This window comes from Nostoc sp., from assembly GCF_036916985.1.
In the GTDB taxonomy this organism is placed as follows: Bacteria; Cyanobacteriota; Cyanobacteriia; order Cyanobacteriales; family Nostocaceae; genus Nostoc.
Genome location: NZ_JBALFD010000042.1, coordinates 26,992 through 41,889 on the forward strand (window position 1 = coordinate 26,992; position 14,898 = coordinate 41,889).

Consider the following 14,898-nt stretch of genomic DNA (forward strand, 5'->3'; position numbering starts at 1 on the left):
AACAAAGATTGCAGCAAGCCAATTTATGCCCGTGAAAACTTTTTACGTAGCTGTCCAATGGGAAGTTCTATAAACTGGTAAATCAGATATGCTAATCCAAAAGAAATTAATAGAGCAATTACTGATTGCATAACTTTATTCAATTGGGGTAGATGCTTCCAAACAAAGAAAAGAACAGTGTAATGAACAAGGTACAAAGAATAAGATAATGCACCCAGAAAACGCATCCACTTTAAATTTAGGAATGCGAATAATCCCCAATTGGGAAAGCGAATAGCGGTAATAAAGACTGGATATAAGGCAATTCCCTGTATGGTATAACGAAAGGCTCCTCGAAACTCAGGTGAGCGAGAGAGGCATGACAAAAGAATTAAGACTATTCCTGCAGGTAGAAAGAAATACCTCCAGAGTTTGTTAGAGTAATCTTGTGTATCTAGGGCAGGATTACCACTGACTGCCAATGCACAACCAAAGAGAATACTATCTACCCTAGTGTCTGTTGAACAAAAAACACGTAGTTCAGGTACTTTAAAACCAAAAACTAGAACACACCGCCAAAGCAAGACAGCTAAACACAATCCCCAAAAAATTAGCATTTGTCTGCGTGGACTCACACGCAGTTTACGTAGAGCTACATAAAACAGTGGAAAAAGTAAATAGAAATGCTCTTCGACTGCGAGAGACCAATATACCCAACTCCCGGCAGCCATTCCACCACCAAAAAAAATTCCATAGTAGTTGGTATAGTGGAGAAACTGAGCCAAGAAGGCGGGAAAGAGTATTTCTCCCGGAAGTAATTTTAAGATAGTTAAGCCGGCTCCTAACCCCAAGACTAGATAAAAGGACGGCCAAATACGCAGGATTCGTCTTAGATAGAAGAGCTTAAAATCAATAGTCTCATAGCGATCGTATTCTTGCCTGAGAAGAGTAGTAATTAAGTAACCACTAAGGAAGAAAAATACTGTTACACCGAAATTTCCCGGAAAAGCATTCGCAATTTGTGTATGGGATAAAAAAACAATTAGGAAAGCAACAATTCTCATGCCATCGAGGGATGGTATGTACATCTTTGAGTGTGGATTAACACCGGAGGAAGGCTCTGGATTACTTCCTAGCGAAGATGTTAAGGATTTTTCCACAAATCTTTACTCCTTACTATAGATTAAAATTTCTGGTCAGTTTCTCGCTCAAAGAAAAGCTACAGGTTTTCAATCACAATTATTATAATCTCGCATTATTTGTCCTGACTTCACAAAAAGAGTTTGAGAATACTTCAAGTCTTGGCAATCAAAATAACCCAAATAAGTGGTTATGTGGCTTATCTACGAGGCGCTGCACGTAGCTTGGTTCCTCTTAAAAGGCTATGGTGTACTCTGCCAGTTTTTTCAATGCAAGTATTTTGAAATAGATTTTCAATTAAAATTATGATACTCTTGGATTATTTGTCCTGCTTTCACAAAAAGAATTTGGGAGGACTTCAACCACTGGGAATCAAAAGAACCCAAGTGAGTTGTAGTAATCAGGGTTTGAAAGCGGTCTTGAATAGCATCGAGTAATTGATTTTGGCGAGATAAATCTAATTCGGCAAGAACATCATCAAGCAATAGCAATGGTGGCTCTTTAACGACTTCTTCAATTAGTTGTAATTCGGCTAATTTTAAGGCTAGAACCAGCGTTCGTTGTTGACCTTGAGAACCGTATTGACGAGCGGGTGTCTGGTTAATAGTTAATTCTATTTCGTCGCGATGGGGGCCAACCAGGGTAGTACCTTGGTGCATTTCAGCGATCGCTCGCTGCTGAATTTTGGCTAAAAAAGCTTGCTGTACTTCTTCTGGCTGATTATCCTCTAAAGGAATATTCGGTACGTACTTGATTTGCAGAACTTCTGTACTGCCGCTAATACTGGCATGCCAAGTACTAGCAATGGGAGCTAATCTTTGGATGGCGCGATCGCGTCGTCTAATTACTCTGGTTCCTGTAGTCGCTAACTGTGCATCCCATACCGCTAGTTCTGAGTGCTGAGTGCTGAGTTCTGAGTCTTGAGTTTTTTTTAGAAAGGCATTACGCTGGCGTAACACGTGGTTATATTGCTGCAAAATATGAGCATAAACTGGTTCGAGTTGAATTAAAAGTGTATCTAACCAGTTACGGCGACCTTCCGGGCCGCCGCGTACTAGTTCTAAATCCAGGCTGGAAAATTGGACGGCATTGAGAACACCGAGAAAATCCATTTGACGGCGGATCGATTCACCATTGAGAGCAACGCTACGGCGACCATTGCGGCGCAGGGTTAAGGTCAGGTCACTAACACCTGTTTGTCGCTCAAGGGTGGCATTAATTTGGGCTATGGCTTCCCCTTCTTGAACCAAATCGCGATCGCGGGTCATGCGGTGCGATCGCAATGTCGCCAGCAACTCCACCGCCTCCAACAAATTTGACTTTCCCTGAGCGTTATTACCTACCAAAATTGTTTTAGCAGCAGTAAACTCAACCTGCTGGTCTTGATAATTGCGAAATTGTCGGAGGTTTAGAGTTTTCAGGTACATAAGTGCAATTTTGGATTTTAAATTTTAGATTTTGGATTAAAGATAAATCTAAAATCTAAAATCTAAAATTTTCTTTCTAGACAGCCTTCTTGCCCATAATCCGCAAGAATATTTTCTCCGCTTCAATCCAGACAAACATTAAGGCACTGAAGCCGATACAAACCCCCAATTCTTGCATATTCAGGTAGTGAGTACCAAAGAAATCTCGCAGGGGTGGGACATAAACTAGCATCAACTGCAAAATCGTGGTGACGACAACAGCCGCTAGTACAAAGATATTAGAGAAAGGATTCATCTCAATGGTTAGTCGGTTGTTGGAGCGAATGGCGATCGCATGTCCCATTTGGGCGATACACAAAGTTGTAAATACCATTGTCTTCCAAGTTTCAGGATCGCCCTGATACCCAGCAGCATGGGTATGTTGATAAGCCCACCACATTAAAGCAATGCTGATAATAGCAAATATTATCCCAATGCGAATCATGTAAGAACCCAATCCCCTAGCAAAAATACTTTCACGGGGACTAAAAGGCGGACGCTGCATGACATCCGGTTCTGGAGGTTCCACAGCTAATGCCAAGGCTGGTAAACCGTCTGTCACCAAATTCATCCAGAGAATTTGTAAGGGAGTAAGAGGAACGCCTCCCAAGCCGATTAAGGGTGCGGCTGCAATTGTGAGAACTTCACCAATGTTACTGCCCAGGATGTATTTAATAAAACGGCGGATATTAGTGTAAACAACTCTGCCTTCCTTGGTGGCGCTAACAATGGTGGCGAAGTTGTCATCAAGTAACACCATGTCACTGGCTTCTTTACTGACATCAGTGCCAGTAATGCCCATTGCAATCCCGATGTCGGCTTGTTTGAGGGCTGGAGCATCGTTGACACCATCACCCGTCATCGCCACAAATCGACCCCGGCGTTGCAGTGCTTGGACAATTCGCAGTTTGTGTTCTGGGGAAACTCTGGCATAGATGCTTACCAAGTCAACGTTTTGCTCTAATTCCTGGTCAGTCATCCGTTGCAATTCTTGACCTGTGAGTACCCTATCGCCTTCTTGGGCAATTCCCAAATTGGTGGCGATCGCTCGTGCTGTTAATTGGTGGTCGCCTGTAATCATGATTGGGCGAATGCCTGCATCCCGACACTCTTGCACAGCTGCCCTGACTTCTGGGCGGGGGGCATCTAGCATTCCCACTAATCCCAGCCAAACTAAATCTTGCTCAGATGTTTCGTCTGAACCTGACGGTGGAATTTCTACTAAAGGTTTGTAGGCAAAACCTAGCACCCGCAAACCTTTACTCGCCATCAGGTCATTTTCTGCCAAAATTTTCTGGCGGTGTTCTTCGGTCAATGGGCCTGTGTAATTACCCAAATGAATCTGAGTGGAACGTGCCAAGGTTAACTCTGGAGAACCTTTGGTAAACATTAAATAAGGTTCCGATTCGAGAAAACCGGCGATCGCGGGGTCAATTCCTCTCGAAGATGCTTCACCTGTGGCGACTCCCTCCACCTGAGTAATGACGCTCATCCGCTTCCGTTCTGAGGAAAAGGGGAACTCTGCAACACGAGGTAACTTACTGTTCCACTGGTCTTTTTCAATTCCGGCTTTTCCTGCCAGAGTGAGTAATGCACCCTCTGTAGGATCTCCTAAAATCGCCCACTCACCTTGTTCTTTTTGCAACACTGAATCATTACAAATAGTACAGGCGACTGATAAAGCTGGGATTTCTGGAGACTCCTCTAAGGAAATTTTTTGACCATCTAACTGAAAGTCTCCAGTTGGTGCATAACCTTCGCCAGTGACGCGAAAAGTTTTGTTATTGGTGGAAACTGATTGCACCACCATTTTATTTTGAGTCAGGGTGCCGGTTTTATCAGAACAGATGGTGGTTACAGAACCCAATGTTTCCACTGCTGGCAATTTGCGAATCAAGGCATTTTGACGCACCATTCGCTGGGTTCCCAGTGCCAAGGTGACGGTAATGACAGCTGGTAAACCTTCTGGAACCACAGCAACCGCCATACTCAAGGAAACTTCCAAGAGTTCTTGGATGTTTTTAAAACCTCCATCCTTGATGACACCACCGACGACAACGATCGCCACGAGAATCAAAGAACCCGTAACCAGGACATTACCCAGTTGAGTCATCCGCTGCTGTAAAGGCGTAGGTTCACTTTCTACCGCCTGCAACATTGCAGCAATTTTACCCAATTCTGTAGTCATGCCGGTGTTAGTCACCAGAACCTTGCCGCGTCCTTGGACTACTTCAGTACCTTGAAACACAACATTGAGGCGATCGCCTAATGATGTTTCTTCTGGCAATTTTAGTGATGCCTGTTTATTCACCGCTTCGGCTTCACCAGTTAAGGCCGACTCGCGTATTTGTAAATTCGACTGTTCGATCAAACGGCCATCTGCGGCTATCTGCATCCCAGCTTCCAGCAGCATTACATCCCCTGGAACTAGTTCCTTAGCTGCTATCTCCACAAATCTGGTGTCGCGGATTACCCGCACTAAGGGAGAGGTCATTTTTTTCAAGGCTGCCAAGGCTTTTTCGGCACGGCTTTCTTGGACGTAGCCGAGTATGCCGTTGAGGATGACAATTGCTAAAATAGCGATGGTATCTTTAAATGGCACTTCACCAGGCTTTAAAGTGCCCGTTCGCCAACCCCATAAATCTATCAAACCAGAAATCAGAGCGACGCCAATCAGCATCAACAACATAATGTTCTTGAACTGATCCAGCAGAATTTCCCAAGTACTACGGCCAGTAGTTTCTTCAAGTTCGTTGGGGCCGTATTTTTGCAATCTCTGTTGAATTTCTTGGGGTGTTAAGCCGCTCTCTGCATTACTATCAAGCAGGTCTAGCGCTTTATCAACTTCTAAACTATGCCAAACGGCGGCACCTTCAGGCAGAGAATTAGCAGACATCGTGTAGGTCACAGCAAATGGTTACAAAATTCGATCATAATTTAGTGATGCCAGGAATTCCATCTCCTAAAGTTACATTAAGGCGATCGCCCAGTCAGATGAATGTATTTGTAATTCTTAACATTTGTAAATTATTCCTATTTTGACATAGTATTATTTCTCACGAAAGAGTTTTTCGGAACACATTGTACCGATAATTGTTAGTACCCCGCCGTAAACGTGGCGTTTTAAGGGTTTGGTACCTAATCCCCAGTCCCCAGTCCCCAGTCACTTTTACACTTACCACAAGGTTTTATGAGTTTTGCACTCCCCACTTTGACCGTTAGCCAGATGTTTGGGCAAAAAACAATTCGACCGCTTACTGCTGCTGCCCTGTGTGGCATTACTTTCATCAAAGATAGACTGATTGCCATTGACAGTATTAAAGGGCATCTACTGGAGATTGATCCCGCCTCTGACAACAGTAAAATTCTCAATCCCCATCAAGTTAAAGAATTTACCGATGTCACTGGTCTAGCGGCGTGGGAAGATACTTTGTGGGTGAGCCGAGAAAATAGTGTTTATTTGTGCAAGCTCGATGCTTTGGCTCTGGAACATTTTGTGACATTGCCTTATCCGGCTGACGGTGTTGCTGTTTGGGAAACAACAGTTTATGTCAGTTGCCAAAGACTAGGTTACATTCTGGTTTTTGACCGCGAAACGCGAAAAGAGATTACCAGATTTTATGCCCCTGGAGTTGGGATCGAGAATTTGGCAGTCAACCAAGAAATGCTATGGATTTGCGATCGCACCGAACAATCAGTTTACGCGATGGACAGGGCCACAGGAGAACTGCAATTTAGTGTTCTAACACCCTTTGAATGTCCCACAGGCATCGCAATCCATAAAAATTACGAAACAGGCAAAGAGAGTATTTACGTCGCCTACGCCTCAGAGGAGCCTTATATCCGGGACAACCCCAATGCCGATCCGAGTCATGAGCTAACATTCCGCGATCGCACTTTTATTCATCCTCTGTATTACCATTACCAGCCAGATAAGCGTTACGCCCTCTCCAATGGCTATCTCATCGAAATGTCTTATGCTGAGGAAATTGCACCCTTAGACGAGGTTTATATCCCTGAGGTGGAATGGCGCATTGCCCTGCCATCGGAAACTGAGCGTCAAAAGGTGAAACACGTTGAACCCATTGGTATACCCTTTACCGAAGAAGTGATAGAAGGGCAACGTGTAGCAGTCTTTAAATTTGATTCTCTTGCCCCAGGCGAACGGCATATATTTGGCTGGAAAGCACTTTTAGAAGTTCGAGGAATTAAATATCGCATCACACCCAGAGATGTAGAAGACGTTCCTGAAGTTTCTCCAGAATTACAAACACGTTACTTAGTGGATGACGACGATTTAGCAATGGATACCACCATTGTTCGCCGTGCCGCCAGAGAGGCGATTGGTTCTGAAACCAATGTGCTGCGGAAAATGCACAGCATCCGCAACTACGTCTATGATGAGTTGTCTTATGGTATTAAACCTTATATAGATACGCCAGATATAGTTTTAGAACGGGGCGTTGGCTCCTGTGGCGAATATGTCGGCGTTTTACTTGCCCTATCCCGTTTAAATGGCATCCCCTGCCGCACCGTCGGTAGATACAAATGTCCTCCTCATAGTGACTTACTAGGAGTTCCACTACAACCCGACTTTAATCATGTTTGGCTAGAATTCTACGTCCCAAATTTTGGCTGGTTGCCAATGGAATCAAATCCTGACGATGTTGCTGAAGGTGGGCCTTATCCGACGCGCTTTTTTATGGGCTTATGCTGGTATCACATTGAAATTGGCAAAGGTATCACCTTTGAAACCGTAACAAGTCAAGGTGCGCGGCTAACCAAAGAAGATATCCCCATCGGTGATTTAGCGATAAATCATATTCGGTTCACAATTCTTAAAGAATTACCGGACTTTTGAATTAGAGCATTGGGAATTGGGGAAAGACCATGAGAAAGTGAGTAGGGTGTGTTATGCCGTAGGCTAACGCACCTTAATACTGTCTGCTTAAGGATTATTTTCGTCTACTTCTAAGCTCTTATTTCCTATTCAAGTATTCTTCAAACAATTCAAAAAATTTCTGTAGTGCCTCAGGCTCATCTACAGAATAGAAAAGGATTATCTTAGACCAAGACCGACTCGCATTAGTTTTTGCTCTTTCTTGTATCCACTCTTGAAACCCTTCTATTCCACAAGAGCCTATGTCAGTAAATCCTAGTGTGATTAGACCATCTATATATCAGCACGAACCACATCGCTAATCCATTCTCCCTCAACATTATTGTTAGAATAATTCGCATAATCATCCCATGTCATGGTGTCACCAGTTGAGTATTCATAAACAACTCCACGAGTTTGATTATTACCATCTCCATCATTTAAACGAATCCACATTACATAATCACCAGAGGGAGGATAACCACCACCAAAATCACGATCTGCATATTGATTAACTAAACTTCTAATTGCCCCTGGTACAGGTCGCCAACTTCGATAATGATGAGTTACAAATCTATCGGGATAACCAGACCTCCTATAATGTACTGTTTGGTGAAATTTGTAATTATAAAGAACTGAAGATTGACCTTGTGGCCCACAAACCAAATTAAGTGGATAAAAAGAACAATATCCCTCTTTAGCTTTATTTGGAACCTGCTCATTTTGAGCTTTGCTAATTGCAGCCTTCGCAGTAGGAGCTAATTCTAAGCCTATAGCAACAGCACATTCAGCTTTAACAGCACAAGCATCTGGAGACAACAGCAATGCATAAACTGGTTGAGGCAAAATCCCTTTAAAAATGAGAAGTAAAAGAAACGTCCAAATTCCTACTAATCTAAAAACAGATTTATTGGCGATTAATCGCACTAGTCTTAACTCCTTACAACCAAAGATAAATCCAATTCGCAATTCGTCATAAACCACCGATTCAAAATGAAACGCTTACGCTGTATTCATTTTGAATTTTGAATTCCGCCTTGTGGTACTAGATTGTCTGATCGGAGAAGAAAATCAGGTCAGTAAAAATACGAGTATTTAGTAAGTGGTTTTGAAAATTGAACCAAGAACAATAGGTAAATTAATTAGCTATTAACTCTTAAACTGGGCATTGGATATGATTGATGCTGCTTAAAATCGGCAAATTCACAGATAGAGTTAAATGGGCAGAAACGGCAGTGAGAGCCAGGATTAGGGGGAAATATTTTACTGAAATTACTAGTTTCTTCCTGATATTTTTGCAAATCGTACTGGTGCTTGTGGGCAATATTAGCTAACTCAAATTTTAAGGATTCTAATTCACTATTATTAATGCTAATTAACTCAGACTTTTTACATATTTCCAAATTATAAAATGATGCAACAGCTTCTCGTCCAGGATAAAGATAACGAGCCGCTAGCAAGTAAACTAATGCCTGTCGTTTGTCAAAAGCCGACTTACCAGTTTTGAAATCCAAAATATGTAAAGTACTATCAGACTCAATAAAAACGCAGTCCATAGCCGCATATAAGCGAAAGCAATAATCTTCTTGTTCAACTACTATCGGTTTAGGAAAGCCTTCATCACCTGGAGTTAATTGGATAATATCTTTATCCAAAAGCAACGGCGCATCGTGATATTTTTGCAAAATTTGCAGCACGCGTTGCTGGACTTGAACGCTTGAGTGGGCTAATTTTAGTAGCTGTGCAACTCTTTCTACACCATCTGCTTGCTTCAACAGATGCCTGTGATGATGAAACTCATAAATGCCTTTTTGGGCGAGTATGCCTATTCGCTGGGGTGCGGTGGCTTGCGCTAACAGCGCTTTGACTTGTGGTTCGTGTTGCCGTGCTTTGATAAACCCCCGTCTCATCTGGCAATGCCAGCGTTCTTGCCCGGTCGCTGGGGCAACTAGAGACCAAAGGTGATAACTGGCAAAAGGTCGATCGGGGGTTGACATTGCTCAGAAACAGTGAGAGAAAATACGGTGGGGAGAAGTTTAAGCTAAGGCTAGCTTAGAAAAGAACTTCGGTGGATACTTGCTGCTACCCATGCTTTGCGGGAAGCTTTTATAGTACTGATATGTACGGGAGCAAGTGGCAAAAATGTCCAGCAAGATAAAATTTGGTACTGATGGATGGCGAGGGATTATTGCCGATGATTTTACATTTCCCAATGTACGGAAAGTAACAAGGGCAATTGCCACTTACTTAGCAACAGCCTACACAAAAGATAGACCAGTACTTATTGCCTACGATACTCGCTTTTTAGCTGACCAGTTTGCCCAAACAGCGGCCCAAGTACTAGCAGACTTGGGTTGGACTGTAAAAATTACTGATCGGGATTGCCCCACACCAGTAATTGCTTACAACGCCCGTCACTTAAATTCCGCAGGGGCGTTGATGTTTACTGCTAGCCATAATCCACCACGCTACTGTGGAATTAAATATATACCCGATTATGCTGGGCCTGCCACTCCAGAGATTACTGATACTATTGTGGCAAATATAAAAAGTGCATCGGATGAGTTGCCTGGGAACAACCCATCAGGTTTAATTTCAATTTTCGATCCGAAACCTGATTACCTACAATTTATCTACACCTTACTTGATATAGAAAAAATTAAAAGCGCTAATTTAAGGGTAAAGTACGATGCTTTGTATTCTACCTCTCGCGGCTATTTAGATGAAGTTTTACAATATAGTGGCGTTCAGTTAGAAAGTTTTCACGATTGGAGGGATGTCTTATTTGGGGGTGGAATGCCAGAACCCAAAGGAGAACAATTAGTTGAGTTAGCAGAAGCAGTAGTTCGCGATCGCGCTGATTTGGGTTTGGCGACGGATGGAGATAGCGATCGCTTTGGTATCGTTGATGAACAAGGAACTGTCCTCACTCCCAATACTGTGCTGTTAGTTTTAGCACGTCATTTAATCAAAAATAAAGGTAAAACTGGCGCTATAGTCCGCACTGTGGCTACAACCCACCTGCTGGATAATTTCGCTGCTAAAAATGGGCTGCAAATTTACGAAACACCGGTTGGTTTTAAATACATCGGCGAAAAAATGCGCGAAACTGCTGTATTAATCGGTGGAGAAGAATCAGGCGGTTTGAGTATTATTGGGCATATTCCCGAAAAAGACGGGATATTAGCCGATATGCTGGTGGCAGAAGCAATCGCCTATGAAGGCAAACCTTTGAGTCAACTTGTCAAAGAAGCGATCGCCGAAGCCGATGGGCCACTTTATAACAACCGCCTAGACTTGCACCTCACAGAAGCGCATAAAACCGCCGTCATCGACTCTTTTACCAAAAATCCACCTACAGAGGTAGCAGGAATTAAAGTCAAGGAAGTGGGGCGTAAAGACGGTATTAAGCTCTATTTAGAAGAAGGTAGCTGGATTTTACTGCGTCCTTCTGGTACAGAACCACTGGTACGCGTCTACCTCGAAACCAACACTCCCGAAAAACTCACCCAAATCGCCCAAGAGTTAGAGAGTGCCATTGCTAAATTAGACGCATAAGAATTAAAAGTTAGGAGTTAAGAGTTATGAATTAGGAGTTAAGAGTTGTAAATTAGCAATTCTTAACTCTTGATTTCTAATTTCGAGCAAAATGTGAATTACAGCAGTTTTCATGTATTTAAACCGCTTGTAACAAACTCTACTAAATTATGGTTAAAAACCCGTTAACTTAATGAAACCAATAAATGTAATTCAGGCTACATAAAAATGCGCCTAGAGCAGTTGCAAGCCTTTTTAGCGATCGCCCAAACCGGCAGCTTTCAACAAGCAGCGCGAACATCTGGTGTTACCCAATCGACGATTAGTCGCCAAATCCAAGCATTAGAAGCTGATTTGGGGATAGAACTATTTCACAGAAGCAGTCATGCCAAGCTGACGCTAGGAGGTGAACGTTTGCTACCCCGCGTTCGCAAAATCTGCCAAGAGTGGCAGACTGCGACAGAAGAATTAGCCGATTTAATCGCCGGAAAGCAACCAGAACTTTGCATTGCGGTGATTCACTCCCTATGTGGATCTTACTTACCACCAGTGTTACAAAAATTTTGTCATGATTATCCAGATGTGCAATTGCGGGTGACTTCGTTAGGAAGCGATCGCGCCCTGAAAGTCCTCAAAGATGGGTTGGTGGATTTAGCAATTGTGATGAATAATCGCTTTTTAACCACCAGTAGAGAAATGGTGGTAGAAGTGCTTTATGATGAACCGATAGAAGTTTTAACCGCAGCTAATCATCCCCTGGCACAATATGAATTCATCCCTTGGTCAGAGCTAATTCGTTATCCCCAAGTGGTTTTTAAAGATGGTTATGGGATGCAGCGCTTAATCCAAGATAGATTTGAGCGCATGGAAGCTACACTCCAATCAGCTTTGGAGGTAAATACCCTAGATGCCTTTCGGGGAGTTGTGCGCCAAGGAGAACTAATAGCTTTGCTACCTCAATCAGCATTACTGGAGGCACGTCTTGACCCTACCCTGGCGATTCGTTCCTTAGCTAGCAATCATACTAGTGGTTTAGCAGATGGTTCCAGTTTGACTCGTCGGGTAGTGATGGTGACAACTCAAGACCGTCTGCAAATTCCCCCCATCAAACACTTTTGGCAACTGGTGCTAGAAAATATACCACTACAAATTGACCAGCAGCGATCGGCTTCTTAAGCGTTATTAGTCATTATTCAAGAGTCTTTAATTTCTGATAGGACTTTTGCAAGATAATTAATAGTTTCTAAAAACTAATTGTGCCGTAGTTTTTAGCCAGCCCTGAGTCTTGTTGGGATAAATTCATGCTCTATTATCTCGTTATTCTCGCACGTTAGTCGCTGCACACCAGTTAGCCACTGTTGCGACCCCTGTAACCCGATTTTGAATTTAACTGTGCGGGATTTATACTCTTGTGTGATTGTGATCTGCGGTGGATCAAGAAATCTTGCAGTGAGCGACTGACCTGGATCTATAATCATGCCCTGAGTACCAAGTGCGTAGCTACGGAAAGTATTAGAATTTGGCTTGTTTGCGTACTGATCTAGCGATTCTGTTTCCGTAGTTCTATTGCCGCCGTTGTCTGTCGTGATCTTGGTTATTTCCTCAAAATATTCCAGTGGTGGCGGTGTCAAAAGGCGCAATCTTTTCTGCGATTTGTTGTACCATCTGATATTTATATATAAATTGTGCCCAAATTGCCTGTCCGTTATGATATCACTAGGCTGCATCGTCAAGATATCTAACTCCATATATTTTTTCCAGTCCTCCCCGTTCACCTGTATTTCTTCTATTTCATTGTCATCATCTTTGGAAAAGAATTTTTTAAGCTTTTCAAAAGGGTTACGCTGGATTACTGGTTGATACCCAGAAGGCGAGTTCAGAAGGGCTTTAGATTGGACTTGTTTTTTTTTATCTCCTGGTCAGGAAGCAATTTACGCCCAAGCGCACTACCATTTTGTTGGACAACGTGAGTTAACTCATGGGCAAGTAATTCCTTCCCTCCATGACTCTCTGGAGCATATTCTCCTTGACGGAAAAATATATCCTGTCCTGTGGTAAAGGCACGAGCCTGGATGGATTGGTTGAGTTGGTCAGAGCGGCTATCTGTGTGGATTTTGACACCACTAAAGTCAGTCCCAAAAGATTGTTCCATTGGTTGCCGGATATCGTCTGAAAGTGTCTGTCCGCCTCCTCGTTCCTGTTGGATTGAAGTTTCCAAGTCAGATGTGGCTGCAATCCCACCACCCTGACGTTGCAGCGAAATATTGGTATCCGCCAGAGATTTCATTTGTAATTCTTCTTCTTCCTCTGGTAAAGCTTCCCGTTGTAGCGAAATATTGGTATCCGCCAGAGATTTCATTTGTAATTCTTCTTCCTCTGGCAATGCTTCCCGTTGTAGCGAAGTATTGGCATCCGTCAGAGATTTCATTTGTAACTCTTCTTCTTCCTCTGGTAACGCTTCTCGTTGCACAGACTGCTTACTTACAGACTCGCCCATCGTCTGTATTACCTGCTGTGCTACTCTATCAGCTTCCTGCTCGTAAACATCTCCTGGCTGGTTAACAGTGAGTTTTGTTTGGGGACGTAGTGATATACGACTAATGTCATGCATTAGTGGTTTGTTGAAGGGTTGCAGCGATGGAACTGCTTGGGATGAAGCACCAGAGGAGTCTAAACCAAAACCACGCGTCGGTTGTTTGAGTGCAGGTATTGAGAAGGAAGCAGTGGTTGCTTTTTTGGGCTGACTTACGCGTTCTCTCATGTACTTCTCCTGATGCCCGATCAGTCGGTGGATAAATATCTATACTAGTTGATCATCTTTAACTAGAGTACAGCGATCGCACTTTTAATACAATTCATCGAAAGTCTAAATTTTCGGCAACCCCATTTTTATAGTATCGGGCGATGTCTACGACGGGCTACGCCTACGCACTTCAAGAGGTGTAGGATGGGCAAATTTTGATAATTTGACAATTTCATGTCCATTTACTCAACTTAAAAGAGATGCGATCGCTCGCAGGTTTTCGCACTCTACAAGATTGGCGATACCTGCGGCAGGCTGCGCCTACGCACTAAAATGTTAAGTAAATCAGAAAACGTTAACAATGGCAGCTAAAGATAAATTTCATGCTGTAGTTAGAATTGCTTTAGAAAAGGAGCAGTGGAAGATAACCGATGATCCTCTGCGACTAGAAGTTGGCGGAACTAAGTTTGAAATAGATTTAGGTGCAGAGCAACTGTTAGGAGCAGAGCGAGGTGAAGAAAAAATTGCAGTTGAAATTAAAACGTTCCTGAGTGATTCACCACTAACAGATTATCATGCTGCGTTAGGACAGTTTTTGAATTATCGGCTTGCCTTAGAAATCAGCGATCCAAATCGCATTCTCTATTTGGCAGTGCCTATAAGTGTTTATGAAGCTTTTTTCAAGCGGGAATTTGCCCAAATATCTGTAGAGAGATATCAGATTAAACAAATTATTTATGACCCAATTCAAGAGGTAATTGTACAATGGATACCCTAGAGTCTAATCGCCATATCATTCAGTCGTTGTTGACTACTTATGCTGCTATCCCAATAGCGAATGGTCAGATTGATTGTTACACTGTTTTTGATATAAAACAAGACCATTACATGGTTATGAATGTGGGATGGGATGGTCATCGGCGAGTCTATGGTTGTGTTTTACATTTGGATATTAAACAGGGAAAAATTTCGATTGAGCAGAATATGACGGAAATGAGAGTGGCTCAAGAACTTGTAGAGCGAGGGATTCCAAAAGATGATATTGTTTTAGGATTTCAATCTCCTGAAATGCGGGAATATACGGGTTATGGAGTTTTTTAACGACAATATCGTGATCGCACTTCACACTCTACAAGATCAGGCGATCGCACTTT

Annotated in this window: 13 protein-coding genes; 6 read left to right on the forward strand and 7 right to left on the reverse strand. The window is 42.8% G+C overall.

All coding sequences use genetic code 11. The features are described from left to right. Positions 1 to 23: 23 nt before the first annotated feature. From V7L07_RS15250 to V7L07_RS15260, 3 genes are all read right to left on the reverse strand, one after another. Positions 24 to 1,139, reverse strand: a complete 1,116-nt coding sequence (locus V7L07_RS15250) for an acyltransferase family protein (protein WP_335059145.1) — start codon at positions 1,137 to 1,139, stop codon at positions 24 to 26. 273 nt (positions 1,140 to 1,412) lie between these two features. Continuing rightward, a complete protein-coding gene (gene recF / locus V7L07_RS15255) occupies positions 1,413 to 2,546 on the reverse strand; it encodes a DNA replication/repair protein RecF (RefSeq protein WP_335059147.1) in 1,134 nt (377 codons plus the stop codon). 76 nt (positions 2,547 to 2,622) lie between these two features. Continuing rightward, the gene (locus V7L07_RS15260; RefSeq protein ID WP_335059253.1) at positions 2,623 to 5,481 is read right to left on the reverse strand and encodes a cation-translocating P-type ATPase; all 2,859 of its coding nucleotides are present in this window, start codon (positions 5,479 to 5,481) and stop codon (positions 2,623 to 2,625) included. Between the two features lie 17 nt (positions 5,482 to 5,498). On the opposite strand from V7L07_RS15260, the gene V7L07_RS15265 reads away from it, so the two are divergent. Continuing rightward, positions 5,499 to 5,627, forward strand: a complete 129-nt coding sequence (locus V7L07_RS15265; protein ID WP_335059149.1) for a hypothetical protein — start codon at positions 5,499 to 5,501, stop codon at positions 5,625 to 5,627. A 148-nt stretch (positions 5,628 to 5,775) separates the two neighbouring features. After that, a complete protein-coding gene (locus V7L07_RS15270) occupies positions 5,776 to 7,446 on the forward strand; it encodes a transglutaminase family protein (RefSeq protein WP_335059151.1) in 1,671 nt (556 codons plus the stop codon). A gap of 312 nt (positions 7,447 to 7,758) precedes the next feature. On the opposite strand, the gene V7L07_RS15275 is transcribed toward V7L07_RS15270, so the two are convergent. After that, positions 7,759 to 8,391 (reverse strand): hypothetical protein, encoded by a 633-nt coding sequence (locus V7L07_RS15275; protein WP_335059153.1) that lies wholly within the window; start codon positions 8,389 to 8,391, stop codon positions 7,759 to 7,761. Positions 8,392 to 8,606: 215 nt separating this feature from the next. Then, complete coding sequence (locus V7L07_RS15280; protein WP_335059155.1) at positions 8,607 to 9,461, reverse strand: PD-(D/E)XK nuclease family protein; 855 nt, start codon at positions 9,459 to 9,461, stop codon at positions 8,607 to 8,609. A 145-nt stretch (positions 9,462 to 9,606) separates the two neighbouring features. Here V7L07_RS15280 and V7L07_RS15285 point away from each other — a divergent pair, with 145 nt between their 5' ends. Both V7L07_RS15285 and V7L07_RS15290 read left to right on the forward strand, forming a co-directional pair. Next, complete coding sequence (locus tag V7L07_RS15285) at positions 9,607 to 11,022, forward strand: phosphoglucomutase/phosphomannomutase family protein (RefSeq protein ID WP_335059157.1); 1,416 nt, start codon at positions 9,607 to 9,609, stop codon at positions 11,020 to 11,022. A 207-nt stretch (positions 11,023 to 11,229) separates the two neighbouring features. After that, positions 11,230 to 12,177 (forward strand): LysR family transcriptional regulator, encoded by a 948-nt coding sequence (locus V7L07_RS15290; protein ID WP_335059159.1) that lies wholly within the window; start codon positions 11,230 to 11,232, stop codon positions 12,175 to 12,177. Between the two features lie 92 nt (positions 12,178 to 12,269). Here the strand turns inward: V7L07_RS15290 and V7L07_RS15295 are convergent, their stop codons facing one another. Together V7L07_RS15295 and V7L07_RS15300 are read right to left on the reverse strand one after the other, a co-directional pair. Then, positions 12,270 to 12,749 carry a hypothetical protein gene (locus V7L07_RS15295; protein ID WP_335059161.1) on the reverse strand — a complete coding sequence of 160 codons (480 nt, stop codon included), beginning with the start codon at positions 12,747 to 12,749 and terminating at the stop codon, positions 12,270 to 12,272. Between the two features lie 128 nt (positions 12,750 to 12,877). Further along, positions 12,878 to 13,762: an eCIS core domain-containing protein gene (locus V7L07_RS15300; RefSeq protein WP_335059163.1), complete on the reverse strand. Its 885-nt coding sequence runs from the start codon at positions 13,760 to 13,762 to the stop codon at positions 12,878 to 12,880. Positions 13,763 to 14,105: 343 nt separating this feature from the next. Between V7L07_RS15300 and V7L07_RS15305 the strand changes: the two genes are divergently transcribed. Then, entirely contained in the window at positions 14,106 to 14,522 is a 417-nt protein-coding gene (locus tag V7L07_RS15305) for a XisH family protein (protein WP_335059165.1), read from the forward strand. Next, complete coding sequence (locus tag V7L07_RS15310) at positions 14,510 to 14,845, forward strand: XisI protein (protein WP_335059167.1); 336 nt, start codon at positions 14,510 to 14,512, stop codon at positions 14,843 to 14,845. The genes V7L07_RS15305 and V7L07_RS15310 overlap by 13 nt, the downstream gene beginning before the upstream one ends. Positions 14,846 to 14,898 lie beyond the last annotated feature (53 nt).